Origin of the sequence: Knoellia flava TL1, assembly GCF_000768675.1 — a bacterium.
Lineage (GTDB): Bacteria > Actinomycetota > Actinomycetes > Actinomycetales > Dermatophilaceae > Knoellia > Knoellia flava.
Genome location: NZ_AVPI01000014.1, coordinates 1 through 17784 on the forward strand (window position 1 = coordinate 1; position 17784 = coordinate 17784).

Sequence of the window (17784 nt, forward strand, 5' to 3'; positions counted from 1 at the left end):
CGACACCTCCGCCACCGCCAGGGGCGTCGGCCCCGCCACCCCCACCGGGCCAGCCGTCGTCGACAGGTCCCGACGGGGGCACCCCGCCGCCCCCGCCCCCGCCCAGCTGGACCTGAGCCGGCCGCGGCCGCGAGAGGTCAGCGCTCGTCGACCATGAGGTCGATCGTGTAGTCCTCGGCGCGGTAGATGTGGTCGCCGTACTCGACCGCCGCACCCGAGCCGTCGAAGGCCATCCGCGTCATCGTGAGCACGGGCGCTGTGCCGCGGATCCGCAGGTGCCGGCGTTCGGCGGGGTTGGGCATCCGCGCCGAGATCGACTGGTGCGCGACGACCGCGTGCACGCCGCGAGCGCGCAACGCGGCATACAGGCCGGTCGCCTCGAGCTCGTCGCGCGAGATGTCGCCGTATGCCGGCGGCAGCCAGTTCCGCATGACCGCGAGCGGTGCGTCCCCCGCGAGTCTCAGGCGGACGATGGCGAGGAGTGGCGTGTCGGCCGGAAGGTCGAGGGCTGCGGCTGCGGACTCGTCGACGACGGTGTCGTGCTCGAGGAGCTTCGTCCGAGGCGCCCGGCCCTCGCGGGAGAGGTCGTCGTAGAGGCTGCTGAGCGCCACCCGGCGGTGGACCTTGCGGTTGGCGACCGTCGTGCCGAGGCCGCGACGACGCACGAGCAGGCCCTTGTCGACCATCTCCTGGATGGCTCGCCGCACCGTCGGCCGCGACAGCGAGAGGCGCTGTGCGAGGGCGACCTCGTTCTCGAACGGGTCGCCGGGCTGGAGGCGGCCGTCGGTGATCGCGGCGCAGAGCTGCTCGGACAGCTGGTGGTAGAGCGGGACCGGCGAGGTCCGGTCGATGCTCACGTCCACGAGCTGTGCCGTCATGCGTGGAAGGCTAGCGAAGCGGAGGGCAAATGACCATATGTCCGGACAAAGGTTGACAGGAGGGCGAGCGGAGCGGAACAGTTCTCGGCATGAGGATCGGACTGGCCGGTGTGGGCCGCATCGGCGCCTTCCACGCGAGCACCCTCTCCGGGCTCGACGCCGTCGACGAGGTGGTCGTCGCCGACCTCGACTCCTCGCTCGCCGAGCGCGTCGCCACCGAGCAGGGCCTGCGCCACGCGCCTGACATCGACACCCTCCTCGGCTCCGGTCTCGACGCCTTCGTCGTCACGACGGCGACCACGGCGCACGCCGCGCTGCTGCGGCAGGCGCTCGCGGCCGGCATACCGACGTTCTGCGAGAAGCCGGTCGCTGCCACGCTCGACGAGACGATCGCGCTCACCGAGCTGAGCGAGGCGACCGACACCCCCGTGCACATCGGCTTCCAGCGGCGGTTCGACGCCGGCTACCGGCGCGCGCAGGCCGCCGTCGCGTCGGGCGAGCTCGGCACGGTCCACGCCCTGCGCGCGCTCACCCACGACCAGGAGCCGCCGCACGCGGCCTACATCCCGACCAGCGGCGGCATCTTCCGCGACTGCTCGGTGCACGACTTCGACATCGTCCGGTTCGTCACCGGCCACGAGGTGGCGACCGTCTATGCCACCGGCGAGAACAAGGGTGCCGACTTCTTCGGCGCGGCCGGCGACGTCGACACCGCAGCCGCGGTCCTCACCCTCGACGACGGCACCCTCGTCACCGCGACGTCGACCCGCTACAGCGGCGGCGGCCACGACGTCCGCCTCGAGGTCATGGGGTCGGCGGGCAGCATCGCCGTCGGTCTCGACGACTCGCTCGCGCTGCGCTCGGCCGAGGAGGGCGTGACCTTCCCGGCCGGGCCGCCGCACCGCTCGTTCATGGAGCGCTTCCTCGCGGCCTACCGCGCCGAGCTCACGGCGTTCTGCGACGTCGCCGCGGGCCGCACCCCCAGCCCCTGCACGGTCCGGGACGCGCTCCAGGCTTTCCGCACCGCCGAGGCGTGCGAGCTGTCGCGCGCCGAGCGCCGCGTCGTCGCCATGTCCGAGATCCCCGATGCACCCGTCCGAGCGAAGGCCACCGCATGAGCACCCCACGAAGTTCCTCCCCCGCTTCGCTCCTCCAGATACTTCGTGGGGACCCCGCATGAGCACCCCGACCCCGACCGCCACCGACCGCGCCCCGCTCGCCGAGCGCATCGCCGGCGCCCCCATCTCGTGGGGCGTGTGCGAGGTCCCGAACTGGGGCCACCAGCTCGACCCCGACACCGTGCTGCGCGAGATGCGCGAGGTGGGGATCGTCGCGACCGAGTTCGGGCCCGACGGGTTCCTGCCCGACGAGCCGGTCGCCAAGGCCGAGGTCCTCGACGGCGCGGGGCTCAGGGCCGTCGGCCAGTTCGTGCCCGTCGTCCTGCACGACCCCGGCCACGACCCGCTGCCCGAGGTCGAGACCGCGATGGAGGCACTCACCGTCGCCGGTGCGACCACCGTCGTCATCGCTGCCGCGACCGGCGTCGAGGGCTACGACGCCCGCCCGCAGCTCGACGACGCCCAGTGGGACACGCTCCTGCAGAACCTCGACCTCATCACCGCGGGCGCCGAGGCGCGCGGGCTCACCGCGACCCTTCACCCGCACGTCGGCACCCTCGTCGAGTCCGGCGAGGAGACAGAGCGAGTCCTCGCCGGCTCCCGGATCGGGCTCTGCCTCGACACCGGCCACCTCCTCATCGGCGGCGGCGATCCCGTGGCCATCGCGCGCAGCCACCCCGACCGCATCGGCCACGTCCACCTCAAGGACGTCCGGCTCGACGTCGCCGACCGCGTGCGCTCCGGCGACCTCGCCTACACCGAGGGGGTCGCCGAAGGCATGTACGTCCCGCTGGGGGAGGGTGACGTCAACGTCGCCGCGATCGTCGGCTCGCTCGAGGACGCGGGGTATGCCGGGTGGTACGTCCTCGAGCAGGACACCATCCTCACCGGCCCGCCGTCGCAGACCGGGGTCGACCCGCTGGCGGACGTGCGGACCTCTCTCGACTTCGTCCGCAGCGTCCGCAACTCTGGGGGCCAGGGCGTCACCTCGCCGGACGCAAGCGGGACCACGGGGCGCAGCGATGGGTGAGCGCACGGCATACGACCTCGTGGCGATCGGGCGCACCGGCGTCGACATCTATCCGCTCCAGCACGGCGTCGGGCTCGAGGACGTCTCGACCTTCCAGAAGTTCCTCGGTGGCAGCGCGACCAACGTCGCCGTCGCCGCCGCCCGGCACGGCCGCCGGGTGAGCCTGGTGACGAAGGTGGGGCCGGACGCGTTCGGGCGCTACGTGCGCGCGGAGGCGGAGCGGCTCGGGATCGACCCGGTCCACATCACCGCGATCGACGGTGCGCCCGGGCGGGTACCGCCGACGCCGGTGACGCTGTGCGAGGTGCACCCGCCGGACGACTTTCCCCTGACCTTCTATCGCTACCCGACCGCGCCGGACCTGCTCGTCGAGCCCACCGACGCGATCCTCGACGACGTCCGCGACGCCCGCGTGCACTGGTCGACGGTGACCGGACTCTCCCAGGAGCCCTCTCGCGCAACGCACTTCACGCTGTGGGAGGAGCGCGGGCGGCGCGAGCACACGATCCTCGACCTCGACTACCGGCCGATGTTCTGGGACTCCGCCGCCGAGGCCACGGCCCAGGTCGAGCGCGCCCTGGAGCACGTGACAATCGCCATCGGCAACCGCGAGGAGTGCGAGGTCGCCGTCGGCGAGACCGACCCGCAGCGCGCCGCCGACGCCCTGCTCGACCGTGGGCTCGAGCTCGCCGTCGTCAAGCAGGGGCCGCGCGGCGTGCTCGCCGCCACCCGCGACGAGCGGGTCGAGGTCGCGCCCTTCCCCGTCGAGGTCGTCAACGGCCTCGGCGCCGGCGACGCCTTCGGTGGCGCCTTCGTCCACGGGCTGCTCTCGGGCTGGGACCTGCGCCGGGTCGTCGAGTTCGCCAACGTCGCCGGGGCCATCGTCGCCGGACGGCTCGAGTGCTCGACCGCCATGCCGACGACCGACGAGGTCGAGGACGCCCTGCGACCGGTGGGGAGCGTCTGATGGACGTCGCCGAGCTGACCCGCGTCCGCGCCACCGACCCCGGCCGCATCGCCAAGGCCTGGGGCGAGCGCCGTCGCCGCCCGCTCGTCGCCGACGACGGCCGGATGCTCCTCGTCGCCGCCGACCACCCGGCGCGAGGCGCCCTCGGCGTGCGCGGCGACGCCACCGCCATGGCCAGCCGCAGCGACCTGCTCGACCGGCTCGTCACCGCCCTCGCGCGCCCCGGCGTCGACGGCGTGCTCGGCACCCCCGACGTCCTCGACGACCTCATGCTGTTGGGCGCGCTCGACGACAAGGTGGCCATCGGGTCGATGAACCGCGGCGGACTCCAGGGCGCGGTCTTCGAGCTCGACGACCGGTTCACCGCCTACACGGCGGGCGAGCTCGCCGCCCGCGGCATCGACGGCGGCAAGATGCTCACCCGCATCTGCCTCGGGGACCCCGGGACGGCCGCGACCCTCGAGGCCAGCGCCGCCGCGGTGACCGACCTCGCCGCCCACGGTCTCATGGCGATGGTCGAGCCCTTCCTCTCCGTCGTCGAGGACGGACGGGTGCGCAACCTCCTCGACCCCGACTCGACGATCGCCTCGATCGCCATCGCGAGCGGGCTCGGCGCGAGCAGCGCCCACACCTGGCTCAAGCTCCCCGTCGTCGACGACCTCGCCCGGGTCATGGACGCGACGACGCTGCCGACCCTGCTCCTCGGCGGCGACCCGCAGGGGGACCCGCACGACACGTATGCCGCGTGGTCCGACGCGCTGTCGCTCCCGTCGGTCTCCGGTCTCGTCGTGGGGCGCGCCCTGCTCTACCCGCCCGACGGCGACGTCGCCGCGGCCGTCGACATCGCTTCTGGCCTCGTGCACGGAGGTGGGTCGTGAGCCCCTCGGGCTATGGCGCCGACAACGATCGCTGGTTCCGCCCCTTCGGGACGCTCGACGACGGCGAGTTCCAGGTGGCCGTCACGCCGACCGCGACCAACCCGGTCGAGGGCTGGCGGCACACGACCCTGCGGGTGGCTTGGCTCGGGGAGAACGGGCACGTCGAACACGACACCGGGGACGAGGAGCTCGTGGTCGTGCCGTTGTCGGGCTCGGTGACTATCGAGGTGTCGGGCGGCGACCCGATCTCGCTCGACGGTCGGGCGAGCGTCTTCGAGGGGCCGAGCGACACGGCATACCTGCCGCGGCAGCGCACGATCACGGTGCGCAACAGCGGAACCGGCCCGGCCCGGGTCGCGCTCTGCGGCGCCCGCGCGAGCACGGACCGCGAACCCCGTCGCATCGCTCCCGACGAGGCGGTCCCCGAGGCGCGCGGCGCGGGCAACGCGAGTCGCGAGGTGCGGGCGTTCGGCCTCCCGCCGGTGCTCGACGCCGACGCGATCCTTGTCTGCGAGGTCATCACGCCGGCCGGCAACTGGAGCTCGTGGCCGCCGCACAAGCACGACGAGGACCGGCCCGGGGTGGAGTCCGAGCTCGAGGAGATCTACTACTTCGAGACGCGCTCGACCGATGCCCGCGGCACCGACCCGGTGGGCTACCAGCGCGTCTACGGCACCGGCGAGCGGCCCATCGACGTGCTCGCCGAGGTGCGCTCCGGCGATGTCGTGCTCGTCCCCCACGGGTGGCACGGACCGGCGATGGCCGCGCCCGACGCCGACCTCTACTACCTCAACGTCATGGCCGGGCCCGGCACCGAACGGGCTTGGCTCATCACCGACGACCCGGCGCACGCATGGGTGCGCGAGACGTGGACCGAGACGACGCACGGGAGTGCAGATGACTGAGACCGTGCGGCTCACGGTGGCGCAGGCGACGATCCGGTTCCTCGGCCAGCAGTGGTCCGAGCGCGACGGCGAGCGGCAGCGGCTCTTCGCCGGGTGCCTCGGCATCTTCGGGCACGGCAACGTCGCCGGGATCGGGCAGGCGCTGCTGCAGGAGGAGCTGGCGGCGACGGATGCCGGCCGCAGCGCTGACCTGCCCTACGTCCTCGTCCGCAACGAGCAGGCGATGGTGCACACGGCCGTCGGCTACGCCCGCCAGCAGGACCGACTGAGCACGTGGGCGTGCACGGCGTCGGTCGGACCGGGCTCGACGAACATGCTCACCGGGGCGGCGCTCGCGACGATCAACCGGATCCCGGTCCTGCTGCTCCCGTCGGGCACCTTCGCGACGCGCGTCTCGGCCCCGGTGCTTCAGGAGCTCGAAGCACCGTATGCCGGTGACGTCACCGTCAACGACGCCTTCCGCCCGCTGTCGCGCTTCTTCGACGAAGTGGTGCGGCCGGAGCAGCTGCCGTCGGCGCTGCTGTCGGCGATGCGCGTCCTCACCGACCCGGCGGAGACCGGCGCGGTGACCATCTCGCTGCCGCAGGACGTGCAGGCCGAGGCGTTCGACTGGCCCGTCGAGCTCTTCGCCGAGCGGGTGTGGCACGTGGCGCGGCCGGTGCCCGAGCCGTCGCGGGTCGTGGCCGCGGCCGACGTCATCCGGTCGGCGCGCAAGCCGCTGGTCGTCGCTGGTGGTGGCGTGCACTACTCGGGTGCCGAGGACGCGCTCGCCGAGTTCGCCTCTGCCACAGGGATTCCCGTCGCCGAGACGCAGGCGGGCAAGGGGTCGCTGCTCCACGGGCACGCGCAGCTCGTCGGCGCGGTTGGCTCGACCGGCACGACGGCGGCCAATGCGCTCGCCGCCGACGCCGACGTCGTCATCGGCGTCGGAACCCGCTGGTCCGACTTCACGACGGCCTCGCGGACTGCCTTCGCGCGCAACGGAGTTCGCTTCGTCAACGTCAACGTCGCCGCTTTCGACGCGGGCAAGCAGTCGGGTCTCTCGGTCGTCGCCGACGCCCGTGAGGCGCTCACCGCGCTCACCGCGGAGCTGGCCGGCTGGTCGGTGTCCGACACCTACCGCAAGCGGCAGGGCACCCTGTGGCGCCGGTGGGACAAGGCCGTGGCGACGGCATACGAGCCGCCTGCGTCGGTCACCGACGCGCTCGCGGAGGGTCTGCTCACCCAGGCGTCCGTCATCGGCGCCGTCAACGAGCTGAGCGACCCGCGCGACGTCGTCCTCTGCGCGGCCGGGTCGATGCCCGGTGACCTGCACAAGCTGTGGCGGGTGCGCGACCGGAAGGGCTACCACGTCGAGTACGGCTACTCCTGCATGGGCTACGAGGTGCCCGCGTCGATCGGGATCAGGCTCGCCGACCCGACGCGCGACGTCTTCGCGATGGTCGGCGACGGCGGCTACCTCATGATGCCGACCGAGCTCGTCACCGCCGTCCAGGAGCGGGTCAAGGTCGTCGTCGTCCTCGTCCAGAACCACGGCTTCCACTCCATCGGGTCGCTGTCGGAGGGGTTGGGGTCGCAGCGTTTCGGCACGGCCTACCGGATGCGCGGCGAAGGCTCGCACCGGCTCGACGGGGACGTCCTGCCCGTGGACCTCGCGGCCAACGCCCGCAGCCTCGGCGCGCACGTCATCGAGGTCCACTCCCGCGATGAGCTGGCCGACGCGATCGCTGCCGCCAAGGCGTGGCCGAGCGACGGCGGACCGGTCGTCATCCACGTCGAGACCGACCCGCGGGTCTTCGCGCCCGACAGCGAGAGCTGGTGGGACGTGCCGGTCGCCGAGGTGAGCGAGCTCGCCTCGACGCAGTCGGCTCGCGCTGGGTACGACAAGAACAAACAGGACCAACGCTCGTTCCTGGCACCGGGGGAGCGGTCGTGAGCCCCGCCCTGCGGGTCGGCGTCGTCGGCGTCGGGATCATGGGCGCCGACCACGCCGAGCGGCTCGCCCGGCGCACCGCCCGGGCCGAGCTCGTCGCCGTCGCGGACCCCGACGAGGTGCGTGCCAAGGAGCTCGCCTCGCGCCACGACGGCGTGTGGTCGACCGGTGACGCCCTCGAGCTCATCACCTCCGACGAGGTCGATGCGGTCGTCCTCGCCTCGCCCGGGTTCGTCCACGAGGAGCAGGTGCTCGCCTGCCTCGCCGCCGGCAAGCCGGTGCTCTGCGAGAAGCCGCTGACGATGGACTCGGAGTCGTCGCTGCGCGTCGTCCGGGCGGAGCGCGAGGCGACCGAGCGGTTCGGTCGGTCGCTCGTGCAGGTCGGGTTCATGCGCCGCTTCGACCCTGAGTACGCGCGGCTGCGTGCGGTGCTCACCGACGGCTCGCTCGGCCGGACACTCCTGCTGCACAACGTCCACCGCAACGCCTCGGTCCCCAACGCCGACTTCCGCTCCGAGATGATCGTGCGCGACAGCCTCGTCCACGAGGTCGACGTCGCCCGCTTCCTCTTCGGCGAGGAGGTCGTCGCCATCCAGGTCCTCTCACCGGCGCCGACGTCGCTCGCCGCCGAGGGCGTCATCGACCCGCAGGTCGCGATCTTCACGATGGCCGGCGGCGGCATCGTCACCAACGAGGTGTTCGTCAACAGCCAGGTCGGCTACGAGGTCCGGTGCGAGGCCGTCGCCGAGCGCGGCTCCGTCGTCATCGGCCGGCCCTCGTCTGGCGCATACTCCACCTCGCTCGGGACCTCCGGCGCCGGGCAGTGGGGCGGCAGCGTCCCGGCGGACTACCGCGAGAGGTTCGCCACGGCATACGACCTCGAGGTCCAGGCCTGGGTCGACTCGGTCCACGCGGGCACCTCGGTCGGCCCAACGGCGTGGGACGGCTACGCCGCGACCGCCGTCTCGACCGCGGGCATGGCCTCGCTCGCCTCGGGTGAGCGCGTCACCGTCGACCTCGTCGACCCCAGCACCCTCGCCGGACCGACAACGCAGACCCACCACGCATCCAGCACGAAGGAACCGTCATGAGCACTGCCACCCGCATCACCCACCACGTCGCCGGCCGGACCTGGGACGGCCCGGTCGGGCGCACGAGCCCGGTCTACAACCCGGCGACGGGCGAGCAGACCGGCGTCCTCGACCTGGCCACGACCGACGAGGTCGGGCAGGTCGTCGCGACCGCGAAGGAGGCGTGGGCGTCCGGTTGGGGCAGCTCGTCGCTGTCGAAGCGGACGCAGGTGCTCTTCCGCTTCCGCGAGCTGCTCAACGAGCGCAAGGAGGACATCGCAGCCCTCATCACCGCCGAGCACGGCAAGGTCCTCTCCGACGCGCTCGGCGAGGTCACCCGCGGGCTCGAGGTCGTCGAGTTCGCCTGCGGCATCCCGCACCTGCTCAAGGGCGGGTTCACCGAGAACGCTTCGACCAAGGTCGACGTCTACTCGATCCGTCAGTCGCTCGGCGTCGTCGCGGTCATCTCGCCGTTCAACTTCCCGGCGATGGTGCCGCTGTGGTTCGTGCCGGTGGCGATCGCGTGCGGCAACAGCGTCGTCCTCAAGCCGAGCGAGAAGGACCCGTCGGCCGCGGTCGCCGTCGCGGACCTGTGGCGCGAGGCCGGCCTCCCCGACGGCGTGATGAACGTCGTCCACGGCGACAAGGAGGCGGTTGACGCCCTCCTCACCCACCCCGACGTCAAGGCCGTGTCCTTCGTCGGCTCGACGCCGATCGCGCGCTACGTCTACGAGACCGGCACGTCGCACGGCAAGCGGGTCCAGGCCCTGGGCGGTGCGAAGAACCACATGCTCGTGCTGCCGGACGCCGACCTCGACCTCGCCGCCGACGCCGCCGTCAACGCCGGGTTCGGGTCGGCCGGCGAGCGCTGCATGGCCATCTCCGCGCTGCTCGCCGTCGAGCCGGTCGCCGACGACCTCATCGAGAAGATCAAGGACCGCGTCGGCAAGCTCGTCACCGGCGACGGCACCCGCGGCACCGACATGGGCCCGCTCGTCACGCAGCAGCACCGCGACAAGGTGGCGTCCTACCTCGACGCCGGGGTCGAGGCCGGTGCCGAGCTCGTCGTCGACGGTCGCGAGGCCGACTTCGACGCCGACGGCGAGGGCTTCTTCCTCGCGCCGACGCTCTTCGACAAGGTCTCCCCGGAGATGTCGGTCTACCAGGACGAGATCTTCGGGCCGGTGCTCTCGGTGCTGCGCGTGCAGTCGTATGACGAGGGTCTCGAGCTCATCAACTCCAACCCCTATGGCAACGGCACCGCGATCTTCACCAACGACGGCGGCGCCGCCCGACGCTTCCAGAACGAGGTCGAGGTCGGCATGGTCGGCATCAACGTGCCGATCCCCGTGCCGATGGCCTACTACTCGTTCGGCGGCTGGAAGAACTCGCTCTTCGGCGACAGCCACGCGCACGGCATGGAGGGCGTGCACTTCTTCACCCGCGGCAAGGTCGTCACCTCGCGCTGGCTCGATCCGAGCCACGGCGGCCTCAACCTCGGCTTCCCCCAGAACACCTGACACCCGCGCGTATGCCGTCCGCTCGCCTCGCGCTCCCAGGCTGCACCTTCACCCACGCACCGACGACTTCTTGCGAGTAGCGGACGTCCTGGGAGCTTCGAGGCGACCGAAAGCGTCCGCTATCCGCAAGAAGTCGCAAGTGGCGGAGACGTCCGGCGGTGATACTGCGTCCATGAGGCGTCGCCGCTCCACCCCGCCGAGGGGCGCTGCAGTGTCCCGGGGCGGCGGTCCGCGCAAGGGGCGCTACCTCTGGGCAGCGGGCGGTGCGCGCCTCTTCGATCCCACCGGGCAGGAGCACACCCGAGAGTTCACCAAACTCACGACCAGTGAAGTGGAGGAGTGCCTGGCCGAGCTTCCAGCGATGCAGGTGGGCGTCATCGAGTGCGGAGCGGGCGTGACCTTCTTCGAGGGTCGGGCTCGCCTCGAGGTGTGGCGGGACCGCATCCGCGCCCAGCTCCACGACCCCAAGCGCGATGCACCCGACGTCGAGTGGGGCTATGTGGCTGAGCTGTGGCGCGACGACACCAGCGGCAGGCAGGCGCTCATCTTCAACGGCGAGTAGCCGGGCCGGAGCCGACGCGCACGGCCTGGGGCGGGCGGCATACGGAGGGAAGGTTGCGGGTCCGGAGGGGAATGTTCCCTCCGGACCCGCAACGTTCCCTCATGGGGAGCAAAAAGTTCGGCCGGAAGGTGGGGGTCACCAGCCCCAGGTGCCGGGCCCGCCCTTGAAGGGGCCGACGACCCGGCTCGTCACCCACCCGCCGTAGAACCCACCCTCCTGCGGCACGACGACCTCGCCGTCCACTCGGCACTCGTCCATCGCGCCCGGCATGACGGCGACGTGGCCGGCGAGGGCCTCGAAGCCGGGCCACGGGTCGGGGTAGGTCCAGGCCGCCGAGCGCGCGACCGAGCCCCCGGCGACGACGTCTAAGTAGGCCGCGTCGCCCTTGAACTCGCACCGGGTCGAGCCGGCCGCAGGGTGCAGCACTCCGGCCGCGACGTCCTCGACCGGCAGGTAGTAGGTCGGTGGGTGGCTCGTCTCGAGGACCCTGAGGGTGCGGGTCGACCGCGCCACGAGGACACCTCCGAGCCGGACCTCGACGAGCTCGTTGCTCGGCTCGACGCGGGGCGGCCGCGGGTAGTCCCAGACCGACTCCTGCCCGGGCCCGGGGACCTCCGGCACGGCCCTCACGACGACTCGTCGGCGAGGTCGTCGTGGGTGAGGCGGCTGCGGTCGATGTGACCCGCGCGCAACGCCGCCCGGCCGAGCATGTGCGCCGACACGGGCGCGGTGACGAGCTGGAAGACGGCGGCCAGCGCGATGACGGTGAGGGCGCTGCGGTCCTCGACGCGCAGGGCCAGCCCGAGGAGCACGAGGAGGACTCCGAGGGTCTGTGGCTTCGTCGCCGCGTGCATGCGGGTGAGGACGTCGGGGAAGCGGACGAGCCCGATGCCGGCGATGAGGGCGAGGAGCGAGCCGACGACGAGGCAGGCGCCGGCGAGGACGTCGATCATCGGTGCTTCCCCTCCTCGAGGTGCGGCCCGCCGTCGCCGTCGCGGGCGGCGAACCGGGCGATGCTCACCGAGCCGAGGAACCCGACGAGCGAGAGCGCGAGGAGCACCGACACCGTGCTCGAGTAGCGCCCGACCGCCGCATGGACCCCGACCGCGCCGACGATCGCCGCGACGAAGACGTCGGTGGCGAGCGTCCGGTCGAGCATGGAGGGACCGCGCACGACCCGGACGAGGCAGAGGATCCCGCTCGCGGCGAGCAGGACCGCGCAGACGATGCCGACGGCGATCACGTGCGCACCTCCTGGCCGCAGACGGCGTCGCGCTCCTCGCGCGGTGCGAAGGCCTTGACGACCCGCTTCTCCTGCTCGAGGACCGACTGGTGGAAGGCGGCGAGGCGCTCGGGCGTGTGGGCGTCCATGACGTGGAGGTAGATCGCGCCCTCCTCGGGCTCGAGCTCGACGAGCAGCGAGCCCGGCACGAGGCACACGAGCTCGGAGGTGATGGTCATGATGAGCTCGGAACGGGTGCGCAGCTGGACCCGCAGGAGCGCGCTCGGCGGCGCGCCCGCAGGGCGGAGCGAGAACCATGACACCTCGACGCTCGCGCGCACGAGGTCCCAGAGGAAGCGCAGGGCGAGCACGAGGGTCGGCCACGGCCGGATGACCCACGTCCACGGTGCCCGCGGGAACGGGAAGACCGTGATGACGAGGACCGACGCGAGGACCCCGCCGACGACGATCGTCGGGGAGACCGCGCCCCAGAGCAGGACCCAGATGAGGGTGAGGCCGACGACCATCGGCAGCGGTCCGCTCACGGCTGCCCCCCGAGGACGGCCGAGATGTAGGGCGTGCGCTCGAGCAGCTCGGTGGCGGCGCGGTCGGTGATGCCGAAGAGGGGCCCGGCGAGCACCGTGAGTCCGACGCTGAAGATGACGAGCATGACCGTCGGCAGGCCCATCGCCATGGGGAGCCGCTGGGTCTGCTCGACCTTCTGCCACATCGTCGTCATGAGGGTGCCCGCCGAGCTCGAGACGCGGCCCCCGCCGTGCAGCGGCCCGTGCGACCAGTCGTCCTCGTCGTCGTGCTCGTGGTCCGCGTCGGGGGCAGGCTGCCAGAACGCGCGGTTCCAGACCTTGGCGATGGCATAGAGAGTGAGCAGGCTCGTGAGGATCGACGCGGCCACGGTCGTCACGGCGAGCCAGTCGCCGTCGGCGATGCCGGCCTGGCCGAGCGCCACCTTGCCGAGGAACCCGGAGAACGGCGGGATGCCTGCGAGGTTCATCGCGGGGACGAAGAAGACGACCGACAGCACCGGTGCCGACCTCGCCAGACCGCCCAGCCGGCTGAGGTTCGTCGTGCCGGCGCGGTACTCGATGAGGCCGGCGACGAGGAAGAGAACGGTCTGCACGGTGATGTGGTGGGCGATGTAGAAGATCGCGCCGGACAGCCCGAGCTGGGTCGCGAAGGCGATGCCGAAGAGCATGTAGCCGATGTGGCTCACGAGCGTGAAGGACAGGATTCGTTTGATGTCCGACTGCGCGACCGCACCGAGGATCCCGATGACCATCGTGAGGATCGAGGCCCACAGCAGCAGCCCGCGCAGGCCGTCGCCGGGGAAGACGAGCGTCTGGATGCGCACGATGGCATAGATGCCGACCTTGGTGAGGAGGCCGGCGAAGACGGCGGTGACGGGCGCGGGGGCCGTCGGGTAGGAGTCCGGCAGCCACGCCGACAGCGGGAAGACCGCCGCCTTGATGCAGAAGGTCGTGAGCAGGAGCAGCTGGAGCATCTGCGCGATCCCGGGCGGCAGGTCGCCGACCCGCCCGGCGAGCTCGGCGAAGCTCACGGTGCCGGTCGCGGCATACACGCAGGAGATGGCGACGAGGAAGATCGCCGACGAGATGAGGCTGACGACGACATAGATCGTGCCCGCGCGGATCCGGGCCTCGGTGCCGCCGAGGGTGATGAGGACGAAGCTCGCGGCGAGCAGCACCTCGAACCCGACGAAGAGGTTGAAGAGGTCGGCCGACAGGAAGGCGTTGGAGACCCCGGCGCTGAGCACGAGGAACGTCGGGTGGAAGACCGACAGCGGTGTCTCGCGGCCGTACTCGACGATGCCCTGGCCGAAGGAGTAGAGCAGGACGCAGAGCGTGACGAACGTCGACACGAGCAGCATGAGCGCCGAGAGCCGGTCGGCGATGAGCGAGATGCCGATGTCCGGCCCCCACCCGCCGATCTGCACCGCCTGCGGTCCGAACCGGTCGGCGCGCACGAGCAGCGTGGCCGCGGTGACGACGACGGTCGTGAGGACGACGACGGAGATGAGCCGCTGGGCGCGGGCCGAGCGCCCGAAGACGAGGCAGAGCCCGGCGCCGAGCAGCGGGAGCAGGACCGGCAGGACGACGATCTGGGTCATCGCCCCTCCTCGGTGGTCGTGTCGTCAGGCGGCGTATGCCGTGTGGTGTCGCGGTCGCGCGGGTCCACCCATTGCGAGCGGGTCGCGGCCGCCTCCTCGTGGGCGTCCTCGGCCTCGATCTCGGCGGCGAGCTCGTCGTCGCTGACGCCGGTCGGCTCCGACGGCTGGTCCTCGCCCTCCTCGTCGGGGATGCCGGCGGCGATGTCGTCGAACGACGCGGACGGGTGGTCGAGGTCGGCCCTCCGGCGCACGAGGTCGTCCTCGAGGTCGTCCTGCACGTCGTCGTGGCCGGTGAGCTGCCACGCGCGGTAGGCGAGCGCGAGGCCGAAGGCGGTGACGCCGAGGGTGATGACGATGGCGGTGAGGACCATCGCCTGGGGCAGCGGGTCGGTCATCTCGCCGCTGCCCATGCCGATGATCGGGGCGTCGCCGGACGGGCCCGAGGCGACGAGGTAGGTGAGGTTGACGCCGTTGCCGAGCATGACGAACCCGATGAGGATCCGGCTGAGGCTGCGCTCGAGCACGAGGACGGTGCCGCAGGCGACGAGGACGACGATCGCGATGACGAGGACGTAGTTGGTGGCCACTATGCGATCGCCACCTCTCCGGTGTCGGTCTCGATCTCGCCCTTCTCCTCGCCCTGCTTGTCGATGCCGCCGCCGAGGCTGCGCAGCACGTCGAGGGCGAGTCCGACGACGACGAGGTAGACGCCGAGGTCGAAGAAGAGCGAGGTGACGAGGTGGACCTCGTAGCCGAAGAGCCCGGTCGGGATGTCGAAGATGCCGCTCTGGAAGGCGTTGTAGCCGAGCAGCGCCGGGACGACTCCCGACAGGGCGGCGATGACGAGCCCGGACCCGAGGACGACACCGGCGTCGACCGGTGCCGCGGAGTCGAGCTCGGCGCGGCCACCCGCGAGGTAGCGGACCATGAGCGCCAGCCCGGCGATGAGCCCGCCCGCGAACCCGCCGCCCGGCAGGTTGTGACCGGCGAAGGTGAGGTAGATCGAGAAGATCATGAGCACCGGGAAGACGATGCGGGCGACGATCTCGAAGACGACCGAACGGCGGCGGTCGGCGATGAGCCCGGCTCCGCGCAGCCACCCGGAGTCCTTGTCGTCGGCCCGGCTTCGTCGGCTCTCGCGGTGGGAGGTCGCGCGGTCGGTGAGCAGGAAGATGAGGCTGGCGACGCCGGTCGCGGCGACGACGAGCACGGCGATCTCGCCGAAGGTGTCCCAGACGCGGATGTCGACGAGGGTGACGTTGACGATGTTGTTGCCGCCGCCGTAGTCGTATGCCGGCTCGGCGAAGTCGAGCCCGACCGGCCGGGCGGTGCGGGCGTTGGCCGCGAGCAGGGCGTAGCCGCCGACGGCGAGTCCCACGAGACAGCCCACTGCGACCCGGATCCGCCGGGCCGAGGTGAACGGCCGGTCGGAGAAGAACGGGGGCAGGCGCCGCATGACGAGGACGAACGTCACGACCGAGAAGGTCTCGACGAGCACCTGGGTGAGGGCGAGGTCGGGTGCGCCGTGGGCGACGAAGAGCAGCGCCGTGCCGTAGCCCGTGACCCCGACGAGGAGCACGGCCCGGAGCCGGCGGCGCGAGCGCACGGTGAGGACCGCGGCGAGGACGACGACGATGACGATGGCGACCTGGAGCAGGTTGTCGGGCCCGCGCAGCCGCACCCCGTCCCATGCCTGCGCGAGCGCGATGCCGGGGATGACGACGAGGACGAGGAGGACGATGCCGACGTAGACGGGCAGCGAACCGCGCTGGGTGCGGCCGGTGACCTCGATCGAGAGACGGTCGACCCCGCGGATGACCCCGTGGTAGACGAGCTCGGCGTCGGGGACGTGCAGCCCCTCGACGACCCGCCGCTGCAGCGCGGCCACCCGGCGTCGCGCCACCCAGAGGAGCAGGCCGGCCGTGATGGCGAGCACGGACAGGCCGAGCGCCGGGCTGAACCCGTGCCACAGCGTGAGCACCGGCTCGTGGGCCCCGGGAGGTGCGTCTCCGGCATACGCGAGAAGACGTGGCGTGAGGAAGCCACCCGCGAAGCCGCCGACGAGCGACAACGCGGCCAGGAGCACCGGTGCGATGACGAAGCCCACGCGCTGCGGGGTCACCGTCGGCGGGGTCACCGACCGGACGCCGAACGCGCCCCAGACGAAGCGCGCGGTGTAGGCGACGGTGAGGGTCGACCCGACGACGAGCCCGACGAGGGCAACCGGCCCCCACACGCCGAGGTCGGCGTCGGGCCCGAGGTCGATGAACGCCGCGAGCGCGGCCTCCTTCGCGGTGAAGCCGAGCAGCGGCGGGATGCCGGCCATCGACGCGGCGGCGACGACGGTGGCGGCGAAGACGACGGGCAGCGAGCGGTGCAGCCCGGTGAGCTCGCGCAGGTCGCGGGTGCCGGTGCTGCGGTCGATGACGCCGACGACGAGGAAGAGCGCCGACTTGAAGAGCGCGTGGCCGAGGACGAGCGCGAGCCCGGCGAACATCGCCGCCCGGGTGCCGGCACCGACGACGGCGATGAGGAAGCCGAGCTGGCTCACGGTGCCATAGGCGAGCAGCAGCTTGATGTCGTGCTGGCGCAGCGCCCGGAGCCCGCCGATGACCATGGTGAGGATGCCGGTGCCGAGCAGGAGGGGCCGCCAGCCGGGGATGTCCGAGAACGCGGGCGCGAGCAGCGCGACGAGGAAGACACCGGCTTTGACCATCGCCGCGGCGTGGAGGTAGGCGCTCACGGGAGTGGGGGCGGCCATCGCGCCGGGCAGCCAGAAGTGGAACGGCACGAGCGCCGACTTGCTGATCGCCCCGACGAGGATGAGCAGGACCGCGATCGTCGTCGCCGTGCCCTCCGGCGGCGAGGCGAGGATGTCGGAGATGCGCGCCGTCCCGGCCTCGTGCCCGAGCACGAAGAGGCCGAGCAGCATGACGAGGCCGCCGAAGGTCGTGACGATGAGGGCGTTCATCGCTGCGCGACGGTTGGCCTTGCGCTCGGGGTTGTGCCCGATGAGCAGGAACGACAGGACCGTCGTCAGCTCCCAGAAGACGAAGAGCACGTAGAGGTTGTCCGAGACGACGAGGCCGAGCATCGACCCGGCGAAGGCCGTGAGCACCGCCGAGAAGCGCCACATCTCGCGGTCACCCTCGCGGAAGTACCAGCGGCAGTAGAAGAGGACGAGCGCGCCGACACCGGTGACGACGAGCGCCATCACCGCGTTGAGGGGCGTGAGCGCGAGGTCGATCCGGACGTCGATAGTCGGGATCCACCGCATCCGCTCGGTGCGCACGTCGCCGTCGAAGGCCGCCTCGGCCTGCCCGAGCAGCCACAGGAACGACCCGAGCGGCACGAGCGCGAGGAGCAGGAAGGTCCGTCGCTCGAGCCTGCGCACGAGGGCCGGCGCCACGGCAGCCGCGAGGAAGTGCAGCGTCACGATCGTGATCATGAGTGCCTCCATCCGCGCAGTGGGCCTGTGGGGTGGGGGTTGACGTGAGGTCACCCGTCGCAACGAGCAGCTCCCGGGACAACATCCCTGGTGACGTCAATTATGAC

The 17784-nt window shown here is 72.0% G+C and carries 17 protein-coding genes; 9 read left to right on the top strand and 8 right to left on the bottom strand.

Annotated features, from left to right (window positions below):
- Positions 1–137: 137 nt before the first annotated feature.
- The gene (locus tag N798_RS06765; protein ID WP_035947317.1) at positions 138–878 is read right to left on the bottom strand and encodes a GntR family transcriptional regulator; all 741 of its coding nucleotides are present in this window, start codon (positions 876–878) and stop codon (positions 138–140) included.
- 89 nt (positions 879–967) lie between these two features.
- Here N798_RS06765 and N798_RS06770 point away from each other — a divergent pair, with 89 nt between their 5' ends.
- The 9 genes from N798_RS06770 (at position 968) to N798_RS18055 (ending at position 10861) form a co-directional block, all read left to right on the top strand.
- Positions 968–1996: a Gfo/Idh/MocA family protein gene (locus tag N798_RS06770; RefSeq protein ID WP_035947319.1), complete on the top strand. Its 1029-nt coding sequence runs from the start codon at positions 968–970 to the stop codon at positions 1994–1996.
- Between the two features lie 58 nt (positions 1997–2054).
- Positions 2055–3026 carry a TIM barrel protein gene (locus N798_RS06775; protein WP_052117002.1) on the top strand — a complete coding sequence of 324 codons (972 nt, stop codon included), beginning with the start codon at positions 2055–2057 and terminating at the stop codon, positions 3024–3026.
- Positions 3019–3993, top strand: coding sequence for a 5-dehydro-2-deoxygluconokinase (gene iolC / locus N798_RS06780; RefSeq protein WP_035947320.1), 975 nt, complete (start codon positions 3019–3021; stop codon positions 3991–3993). Before N798_RS06775 ends, iolC begins: the two co-directional genes overlap by 8 nt.
- The gene (locus N798_RS06785; protein ID WP_035947321.1) at positions 3993–4871 is read left to right on the top strand and encodes a Cgl0159 family (beta/alpha)8-fold protein; all 879 of its coding nucleotides are present in this window, start codon (positions 3993–3995) and stop codon (positions 4869–4871) included. The genes iolC and N798_RS06785 overlap by 1 nt, the downstream gene beginning before the upstream one ends.
- A complete protein-coding gene (gene iolB / locus N798_RS06790) occupies positions 4868–5776 on the top strand; it encodes a 5-deoxy-glucuronate isomerase (protein WP_084100201.1) in 909 nt (302 codons plus the stop codon). The genes N798_RS06785 and iolB overlap by 4 nt, the downstream gene beginning before the upstream one ends.
- The gene (iolD, locus tag N798_RS06795; RefSeq protein ID WP_052117003.1) at positions 5769–7712 is read left to right on the top strand and encodes a 3D-(3,5/4)-trihydroxycyclohexane-1,2-dione acylhydrolase (decyclizing); all 1944 of its coding nucleotides are present in this window, start codon (positions 5769–5771) and stop codon (positions 7710–7712) included. Before iolB ends, iolD begins: the two co-directional genes overlap by 8 nt.
- Complete coding sequence (locus N798_RS06800; protein ID WP_035947322.1) at positions 7709–8800, top strand: Gfo/Idh/MocA family protein; 1092 nt, start codon at positions 7709–7711, stop codon at positions 8798–8800. The genes iolD and N798_RS06800 overlap by 4 nt, the downstream gene beginning before the upstream one ends.
- Complete coding sequence (locus N798_RS06805) at positions 8797–10299, top strand: CoA-acylating methylmalonate-semialdehyde dehydrogenase (protein ID WP_035947323.1); 1503 nt, start codon at positions 8797–8799, stop codon at positions 10297–10299. The genes N798_RS06800 and N798_RS06805 overlap by 4 nt, the downstream gene beginning before the upstream one ends.
- 172 nt (positions 10300–10471) lie before the next feature.
- Entirely contained in the window at positions 10472–10861 is a 390-nt protein-coding gene (locus N798_RS18055; protein ID WP_156971645.1) for a hypothetical protein, read from the top strand.
- Between the two features lie 135 nt (positions 10862–10996).
- Here N798_RS18055 and N798_RS06815 read toward each other — a convergent pair whose 3' ends face one another.
- Genes N798_RS06815 through N798_RS18665 form a run of 7 tightly spaced genes read right to left on the bottom strand, consistent with a single transcriptional unit; the run spans position 10997 to position 17677 of the window.
- Positions 10997–11491: a DUF427 domain-containing protein gene (locus tag N798_RS06815; protein ID WP_229708787.1), complete on the bottom strand. Its 495-nt coding sequence runs from the start codon at positions 11489–11491 to the stop codon at positions 10997–10999.
- Positions 11488–11814 (bottom strand): monovalent cation/H(+) antiporter subunit G, encoded by a 327-nt coding sequence (gene mnhG, locus N798_RS06820; protein WP_035947325.1) that lies wholly within the window; start codon positions 11812–11814, stop codon positions 11488–11490. Before mnhG ends, N798_RS06815 begins: the two co-directional genes overlap by 4 nt.
- On the bottom strand, positions 11811–12104 hold the full coding sequence (locus N798_RS06825; RefSeq protein ID WP_052117004.1) for a monovalent cation/H+ antiporter complex subunit F: 294 nt from the start codon (positions 12102–12104) through the stop codon (positions 11811–11813). Before N798_RS06825 ends, mnhG begins: the two co-directional genes overlap by 4 nt.
- Complete coding sequence (locus N798_RS06830) at positions 12101–12628, bottom strand: Na+/H+ antiporter subunit E (RefSeq protein WP_035947326.1); 528 nt, start codon at positions 12626–12628, stop codon at positions 12101–12103. Before N798_RS06830 ends, N798_RS06825 begins: the two co-directional genes overlap by 4 nt.
- On the bottom strand, positions 12625–14229 hold the full coding sequence (locus N798_RS06835) for a Na+/H+ antiporter subunit D (RefSeq protein WP_035947327.1): 1605 nt from the start codon (positions 14227–14229) through the stop codon (positions 12625–12627). The genes N798_RS06830 and N798_RS06835 overlap by 4 nt, the downstream gene beginning before the upstream one ends.
- On the bottom strand, positions 14226–14816 hold the full coding sequence (locus N798_RS18660) for a Na(+)/H(+) antiporter subunit C (RefSeq protein WP_229708790.1): 591 nt from the start codon (positions 14814–14816) through the stop codon (positions 14226–14228). The genes N798_RS06835 and N798_RS18660 overlap by 4 nt, the downstream gene beginning before the upstream one ends.
- Positions 14816–17677 (bottom strand): Na+/H+ antiporter subunit A, encoded by a 2862-nt coding sequence (locus tag N798_RS18665; RefSeq protein WP_035947390.1) that lies wholly within the window; start codon positions 17675–17677, stop codon positions 14816–14818. The genes N798_RS18660 and N798_RS18665 overlap by 1 nt, the downstream gene beginning before the upstream one ends.
- Positions 17678–17784 lie beyond the last annotated feature (107 nt).

Bases quoted from the DNA above. Each gene is read 5' to 3' on its own strand.
- N798_RS06765 (WP_035947317.1), bottom strand. From the start codon at position 878: ATGACGGCACAGCTCGTGGACGTGAGCATCGACCGGACCTCGCCGGTC.
- N798_RS06770 (WP_035947319.1), top strand. From the start codon at position 968: ATGAGGATCGGACTGGCCGGTGTGGGCCGCATCGGCGCCTTCCACGCG.
- N798_RS06775 (WP_052117002.1), top strand. From the start codon at position 2,055: ATGAGCACCCCGACCCCGACCGCCACCGACCGCGCCCCGCTCGCCGAG.
- iolC (WP_035947320.1), top strand. From the start codon at position 3,019: ATGGGTGAGCGCACGGCATACGACCTCGTGGCGATCGGGCGCACCGGC.
- N798_RS06785 (WP_035947321.1), top strand. From the start codon at position 3,993: ATGGACGTCGCCGAGCTGACCCGCGTCCGCGCCACCGACCCCGGCCGC.
- iolD (WP_052117003.1), top strand. From the start codon at position 5,769: ATGACTGAGACCGTGCGGCTCACGGTGGCGCAGGCGACGATCCGGTTC.
- N798_RS06805 (WP_035947323.1), top strand. From the start codon at position 8,797: ATGAGCACTGCCACCCGCATCACCCACCACGTCGCCGGCCGGACCTGG.
- N798_RS18055 (WP_156971645.1), top strand. From the start codon at position 10,472: ATGAGGCGTCGCCGCTCCACCCCGCCGAGGGGCGCTGCAGTGTCCCGG.
- mnhG (WP_035947325.1), bottom strand. From the start codon at position 11,814: ATGATCGACGTCCTCGCCGGCGCCTGCCTCGTCGTCGGCTCGCTCCTC.
- N798_RS06835 (WP_035947327.1), bottom strand. From the start codon at position 14,229: ATGACCCAGATCGTCGTCCTGCCGGTCCTGCTCCCGCTGCTCGGCGCC.
- N798_RS18665 (WP_035947390.1), bottom strand. From the start codon at position 17,677: ATGATCACGATCGTGACGCTGCACTTCCTCGCGGCTGCCGTGGCGCCG.